At 69.7% G+C, this 7,106-nt stretch carries 6 protein-coding genes; 1 reads left to right on the forward strand and 5 read right to left on the reverse strand.

Translation table 11 applies throughout. The features are described from left to right. The 5 genes from ACM9LD_RS24850 to ACM9LD_RS24870 form a co-directional block, all read right to left on the reverse strand. On the reverse strand, nucleotides 1-863 hold an 863-nt coding region (locus ACM9LD_RS24850), incomplete at its 3' end, for a DNA-processing protein DprA (RefSeq protein WP_415679187.1). Next, a complete protein-coding gene (locus ACM9LD_RS24855) occupies nucleotides 863-1,288 on the reverse strand; it encodes a hypothetical protein (RefSeq protein WP_415679188.1) in 426 nt (141 codons plus the stop codon). The genes ACM9LD_RS24850 and ACM9LD_RS24855, both read right to left, overlap by 1 nt. A gap of 279 nt (nucleotides 1,289-1,567) precedes the next feature. Further along, the gene (locus ACM9LD_RS24860; protein ID WP_415679189.1) at nucleotides 1,568-1,858 is read right to left on the reverse strand and encodes a hypothetical protein; all 291 of its coding nucleotides are present in this window, start codon (nucleotides 1,856-1,858) and stop codon (nucleotides 1,568-1,570) included. Then, nucleotides 1,855-2,913, reverse strand: coding sequence for a DUF4192 domain-containing protein (locus ACM9LD_RS24865; protein WP_415679190.1), 1,059 nt, complete (start codon nucleotides 2,911-2,913; stop codon nucleotides 1,855-1,857). The genes ACM9LD_RS24860 and ACM9LD_RS24865 overlap by 4 nt, the downstream gene beginning before the upstream one ends. A 625-nt stretch (nucleotides 2,914-3,538) precedes the next feature. After that, nucleotides 3,539-4,003 carry a helix-turn-helix domain-containing protein gene (locus tag ACM9LD_RS24870; protein ID WP_415679191.1) on the reverse strand — a complete coding sequence of 155 codons (465 nt, stop codon included), beginning with the start codon at nucleotides 4,001-4,003 and terminating at the stop codon, nucleotides 3,539-3,541. Between the two features lie 1,519 nt (nucleotides 4,004-5,522). Between ACM9LD_RS24870 and ACM9LD_RS24875 the strand changes: the two genes are divergently transcribed. Then, on the forward strand, nucleotides 5,523-7,106 hold a 1,584-nt coding region (locus ACM9LD_RS24875), incomplete at its 3' end, for a hypothetical protein (RefSeq protein ID WP_415679192.1).

A 7,106-nucleotide genomic window follows, 5' to 3' on the forward strand; every position in this document is an offset into this window, starting at 1 on the left:
CCCGCCCACCGCGCCACCTCCAGCACACCCGAGCGGGCCCCGGCCTCCACCACCACCAGCGCACCGGCGAGCGTCCCCACCAAGCGGCGAGCATCCATAGACCGGAAACGAGACGGCACCACCCCCGGCGGATACTCCGACACCACCACCCCACGCTCGGCCCGAGCACGACGGAACAAACCCGCGTGTCCCGCCGGATACGGGCGGTCCAGGCCGCACGGGACCACCGACACCGACGCGCCGGTCACGTGCGGCTCGTGCTCGGAGATCCGGCCCAGCGCGCCGCGCATGGCGGCACCGTCGATGCCGTAGCCGCCGCCGGTCACCACGGTGTACCGGCGGGCAGCCAGTTCGCCGCCCAGCTGGTCGGCGATGACCTCCCCGTAGCTACTGGGGGCGCGGGTACCCGAGCAGGCCACCGAGCGCTGCAGAAGGCCGTTCAGGGGCTCGTCTCCGAGCACCCAGAGCGCGACGGGCCGGGATTCCCGCCACAACTCGTCCAGCGCGCCTACGGGCCTCTGGGGGCGCTGCGCGAGCCGTTCCAGCGATGCGGGCCACTCCGCATCGTCCGGCGTCACCAGGCGGCCACCCAGCCGCGCGATGAACGCCAGATCCGCCGTCGCGTGGTCGCCGGCCCGCTCGGCAGCGACCGCCAGAGCCCGCAGCGCGTCCGGGGACTCGGCGCCCGACGCGAGCGTTCCGCGCCGCAGCATGGCGGCGGCGTCCACCGGCCCATGCGCCGCGATCAGCGACCAGACCAGGCCGCCGCCACCGGGCACCGCCGACGCGGCGCGACTCAGGTACGCGTACGCCACCCGCTCCACCGAGCACTCGCCCTGCTCGGCCACCGCCTGCGCGCGCATCACGCCTCCTCCACGTCCAGGCGGTCCACCGACACCTGCGCGCGCCGCTCGTACAGCTCGTCGATCAGCTGCTCGTCCGTGAACTGGTTGCGCACCAGGTCTTCCAGGTCGCTATCCGACATACCGCGCCGCAGATCCGAGAGCGTCATCGTCAGACTCAGCGTCACCTCGATCTCCACGTCGTAATCGCGGCGGCGGCCCTCCAGGTCGTGCAGGTCGCAGAACTCCTCGAAGACCGAGCACAGGCCGTGCGCGTCGGCCCAATCACACGCGTCCTCGTTCAGCTGCGCGATCCACCGGGAACGCTGCGCGTCCGCCGCCTTCAGGCCCTCGTTCTGCGACCGCAGCGTCAGCGCTTCCGCCTCGAGCTCACGCACCCGCGCTTCCAGGCCCGCCACCTGGGACGAAACCTCAGCGTCCGTCACGGTCTGATCCATGGCAGTGGTCAAGTTGACCAGCCCCTTTCAGGCTTCAACAGGAGCCGCCCGAGACGCCCAACGCGTCCCACAAAAGCGGCCTAACCTGTCCTCACAGCATACCCCATCGACGCCGAAACATGCAGGCCAACACCGGTAACGGGGCTTATCGTCCACCCTCCCCACCCACGGCGGGTTGGGAGGGTGGAGAGAAGTTGGTCAGCGGACACAGAGGGGCGGGCGGTGCGTCCGTGAAGAACGCTCCGCCCGCCCCTGTTTGCTGGGCCGCTAGTCGGCCAGCTCCGCCCACCTATCCGCCGCGGTGTCGGCGTACCCGTCGATGTGGTCGCGCCCCGGCGGGTCGGTCAGTGCGGCGAGCAGGCACGCCCGCACCTCCTGGGACGATGCCGACTCGATGTGGCTGGCGCACATGTGCATCCAGTCGTCGGCGTCCCAACCGCGTCCCGCATCGACCGTGTAGACGGTCGCGTCGTCGACTCGTTTGCCGCCGACGAATACGGTCACGTCGGTGCCACCCTCAGGATCGCGGACCGCGACCACCTCCACGGGCGCGCTCACGCCAGTCCCTCGGCGACCACCTGGGCGTCGTCGCGCGGGTCCATCGCGGGATCGATCCCCGGCAGCTTCACGCCCAGGTGCTCGGCGTGGGCGATGCTCGCCTGCGCCAGCAGCCGCCCCACCTCGTCCGGGTGCGCGCCCGCGGAGAACGCCGCGGCGAGCAGCCGCGCCAGCACCACCGGGCGGCGGCCCTTGAAGGCGGCATCGAGCGCGATCCCCACCATGGGGCCGTCCCCCGCCACGTACGCGAATGCCGCGTAGGCGGTGAGCGCTTCCGCTCGCGCCGCGCCGCGCACCCGCGTGGCGATCTGCCGCACCAGCTCGCGCGCCTGGTCGGCCGACGGCGTGAACGCCATGCCCACGAACACATCCCGGGCGAACGGATCGAGCACGGCCGCAGCGAGCTGGGCGACCCGTTCGTCGGTGAGCGCTCCGATACCGTCCGCCGCCTGGGCCGCGCCGATGAGGTCGCGCGCCGCGTCCGCCGCTCCGTCGGTCCCCTGCGCGGCCCGCGCCGCCTCCACGCGCGCGGTCGCCACCACGGCCGTGCACGGGGCCAGCATCGCCACCATCGCTTCACGCGACTCCACCGGCACGCCCTCGTGCGCGGCGAGCTGCGTCAGCGCGGGGACCGACCGGTAGTCGGCGACCGTGCCGGTCCTCGCGCAGCAGTCGCACCACCACGAGGCATCCGCCCGCAGTTCCGTGACCACCAGGACCGACCTGACGTTGTGCCCGTCGAGCATCCCCCGCACCTGCCGCGCCACTTCGTCCCGATCGCTCACGCTGTCGTGAACCACCACAGCGACCAGGTCGCTGAAATAGAAGTCCTCGCACGCGTGCGCGAGCATCCGCACGCTCTCCTGCGCGCCCTCCACCGAGGCCCGCGACACCTGCCCCGAAGGACGCAGTTCCAAGTCCGTCCGCGCCGTCGCGCCGAGCACGCCGTTCGGCGTCAGGTCGATCAGCACCAGCGACCGGCGCGGCACGAACCCGAGCAGGATCGGCGCAGCCGCGAGCAGCTCGCCGAACGAGCGAATCTTCAAAGCCGACATGATGAATCCCCTTTCGAAGGATCGCGGATGTCGCCCGACGCGCCTGACTGCGCACCACAGAAGCGACACCCGCACCGGAAGGCGATCACTCCCCCTTCCGATACCAACAACACTACCGCAGGACACCGACAGATTGAACAAGAACCCGCAGGTCACACGCTATTTCTTCGCCGTGCCGGGAACGGTATTTCCACCCTCCCCACCCACGGCGGGTTGGGAGGGTGGAAGGAAGAATCGCGGCAAGCAAAGCCAACTTGGGGGGAACGAAGGCGCGGGCCATGCGGGAGACCGGCGCCCTTTGCGCCGGCCGCGCAAGGGGCCTCGAGGACGGGGGCGCCGCCCCGCGGCAGCGACCGCCCGCCTCGTCGAGGGCCTGGCCGAGGCCGCTCTGGGTGTGCCGCCCCCTCGTCGAGGGGGCGCAGGGATGTATCGCGAGGCATGCAGAGGCCTCAGCGGGCGCCTCAGGGCGCTCGTTGCGCATACCTGAACGCGCGCGGGAGCCTGGCCGTCCGCTAGGAGAGGTGCGGCGCGGTTGGCCAGAGCCTCGGCGTAGGGCCTACGCGGTAGCCGCTGGCGAGAGGCAACAGGAATCGATCGCCGGCGGGCGATCGCCCGACCGGTCCGGTCAGGATGCCTTGCGGCGGAGGTCCCGGTTCAGGGTGTACTCGCGGGAGCGCTGCCACGCCTGACGCACCTTCGCTTCGCTGATGCCGAAGATCTCGCTCAGGGAGCGGCGCATCTGCGGGGATAGCTCGGTGTTGCCCATCTCCATCGATACGACCGAGTTGTTGCTCTTCATACCGAGTTTCACCGACAGGGCGGCGATCGAGTACCCGTTGATGATCCGGAAGTAGCTCAGATCCTTGTCGTATTCCTCGACCCGGTAGAGCGTGGCCGGCTCGACACCGAGAGTCTCGGCCAGGCGCACGATGTACGCCGGCCGCGGCGTGCTCAGGCCGCGCTCGTAGCGGGAGATCATGTTCTTGTTCAGGCCGGCCTGCCGCGCGAACTCGGCGGAGGTCCAGCCCTGGGCCTTGTACAGGCTGATGAGGGCGTCGCGGTCGAAGAAATCCGAGATGACGTCCGACATGTCCTGCCCTCTCCGATGGTCAAGGCCCGTGTGTCCGCTGGTGACGCGGTTGCGGGTTCGGTTGCAGCTTAGCCGACCGAGGTTGGCGTCGTCTACGACGAACCGCGGGGTCCGCCGGCAGGCAGGCCCGTGCTCGCCCGCACGTCACTGGCGTTGTCGGCGCCGGCCTTTGTGACAGCTCGTCGCGCGGGGCGATCGCCGCGAAACCTCATCAGTCACACGCGTAACACGTGCGCTGGGATAAGGACCGGCGGGGGTCGACATGCTTGCGCAATCCGGCCCAAGGTGGCAGGGTTCCATACCAGGCTCTCACTGATGAGAGTGCCAGTTGTTCCGCCGGCGAGCTTCAAGGGAGGGTCACCCGCCGTCACCCCGACGCGCAGATGCGCAGATCGCACAACTAGGTGCCGCGATCACGAACAACCTCATACCGGAGCTCACACCGCCCCTAGACCGCGGAAATGACGAAAGGCCCCCCTGGGCAATAGGGAGGCCTCCGCGCGAAAGCTACGTGAGCTCTCACTCTCCAGAAAGGAGTTGACGTGCAAGTCGGCTCTGACGGTACACGTTTGCGCAAAACAGTGTCAATGACCCTCGGCGCCACCAGCAGGCCGGCCGCGTACTCGCGCGCCTGCACCACGTCGACCTCCACCGCCGCCCTCGAGGCGCGTGACGGGAAATCCGTCCGAGGCACGTATATGACCAGTGAGCCCTTCAGCGGCCGCGTCATGATCTCCAACGTCGCAGCAGCGCGCGCCGCTCTAGGCCTCGGCGCGCCTACACAGCCCGTCCATCGCACCGTGATCGGATGGGATGGCCCTGTGCTTTCCGTGCGGACGCCCGCCCGGAACGAAACCGGCTACCAGCAGGAGTGTGATCGAGGACCCACGTAGAAGCGAGATACCTCAACACGGACATCTCAATAGCGGAGAACCACGACGCCGAAGCCCCCAGAGGGGGTGGCTTGTCAGACAGAGTTGGCGAAGATCCGAGTTGGCGCTCGGATGGCGTATTGCACGAAGTTGGCGCTTCGAGCAGTTCTCCCGGAAACCGGAAGGGATTACCACACCAGGTGATGCCGATAGTAGCGCTTGCCTCCGCAACCACGCAAGCCCCCACTCGCAACTCCACGCGCGCCGCGTGTACGCACCGCGGCAGCGCAGCACGTACCTCCGCGTGCCCTCACAACAGTGCCGCCAGCTCGACCGCCGGCGCACTCACCAACGTCACGCGCGCCGCCCTTCAGCCGCGCGCCATCTCATCCTGCTCCGCTGCATCGCACCCGCGGCCGCCGCGCGCCGGCGCGACCGATGCAAGCACCTCGAGCTGTCCTGTTCCCCGGCATCGAGGAGGTGAGCGCCAGGCACCGACCCAGTAGCCGCGGCGCCGCCGAACGGACCCCGTTCCGCCGGCCACCGGGACTGCTCAAAGTACAGCGCAGGAGCGCAGAGCTCAGCCCAACTTTTGCCGAGTTGAGACCGAGCCGAACGCGAGGACAAGCGCCTCGCCAGCCCTGAAGTTGCAGCTTCAGAGCGCGCTTCCTGTCACAGATCAACCAGGAAGGAAATGCCTGATGGGCACTTCCCACGGTAGCGCATACCCAAAATCAGGTACACCCACCACCGGCACCGAGGTCGAACTCGCCGCCGCCGACGACACCGAGGTCGACGAGCTCATCGCCGCGATGAACGCACCACAGCGCGGCGCGTCCTGGCGGCCGCCGTCGCGGTGTCCCCTCAAGCGCTCGAAGGACGCGGCCGAGCAGCTCGACGCCGCCGGGTGGCCGCCCTTGACGTGGACGACCGATAGCGGCTGGCGCCATCAAGTCCGCTCGTTCTTCACCACCGAAGAGGGCGAGGCACTGCGCACCGCGAATCGGAACGAGAAGATCGCGCTCGACCGTTTCCTGCAGATCGCGTTCACGATGGCTGGATTCGCAGACACCAGCACCGGCCGCGGTTGCACCGCCGCGTATGTGACGATCGCGCGCCGGGCGGGCGAAACCGGCAGCGACCGCGCATGCAGGAACGCTGTCCGCCGCACCTACAAGCTCCTCGAGGCCGCAGGCTTCGCGCTCCTGATCACCGAGGGCCGCAACTACCTGACCACGCTCGAGCGGGAAGCCGCCAAGGCCTACCACGGCCACGACCAGGCGCACGTCGCGCGCACCATCGCGTTCGTCTCGCCGCCCGAGATGGTTGCACGATTCGGCAACGGGATCACCGCCCGCCGGCACTCCATGCGCACCCGGCGCCGGCACACCACCGCGACGAAGGCCCCCGGGCACCGCCGCCCGGCCAGTGCCCCAACCACGTCGTCCCCGGTTCCTCGCCCGGACGCGACTCCGCAGAGCGTGAGCGCCACGGCCACCAACATCAGCGTTGCAGCGCCGACCTGCGGCGGGACCCTATCTCCGCTAGGAGATACAAGCTCTTCATCTCTTGTAAGAGATGAATCACCAAACGCGCCCGCGGGGCGCGCGCGGGGGGATCGATCTCGCACACCGGCCAGCCTGACCACTCCGCGGTCGCTGGCCCTGCAACGGCTCGGAGCCGCGCTCATCCACCCTGTCGACGGGATCTTCGGGCTCCGCGGTCAGTTCGCTCAACAGCCAGGACTTCCCCAGCCCGGAACGCACGTCGGGCACGTCTGCAAGCTCATCGAGGACGTCGGCATCGACCCCACTCGCTGGACCGCCAAGGACATCATCCAGCGACTCGATGAGGCCGCCGCCAGGCGCGGCGCCACGATGGCCATCGTCGACGCCACCGACCGCCTTCGCTATCTCGCGTGGTGCATGAAGCGCATCGACTGGACCGGGCCCAGCCCCTCGGAGATCCGCCGCAAGGCCGCCGACGAGCGCGCCGTCCAGCGCGCCTGGGCACGAGCGCAGGCCGAGCTCGACGCGCTCCTCGCCGCCCCGGCACCGACGGAGCAGCGCCGCGCCGAACTGCGCGACGGATGGGCCGGCCAGTACGCCAGCACCGTCGGCCGCGGCCGCACCTCTCAGCACGTCCAGTCGAGCCGCGCCGACGTCCGTGCTGCGCTGCGCACCTCGTGGAAGACCAGCCCGCCGCCCGCACCTGCGGGCCCGCAAGACCCG

The organism is Tsukamurella hominis (assembly GCF_965137015.1).
GTDB classification, from domain to species: domain Bacteria; phylum Actinomycetota; class Actinomycetes; order Mycobacteriales; family Mycobacteriaceae; genus Tsukamurella; species Tsukamurella hominis.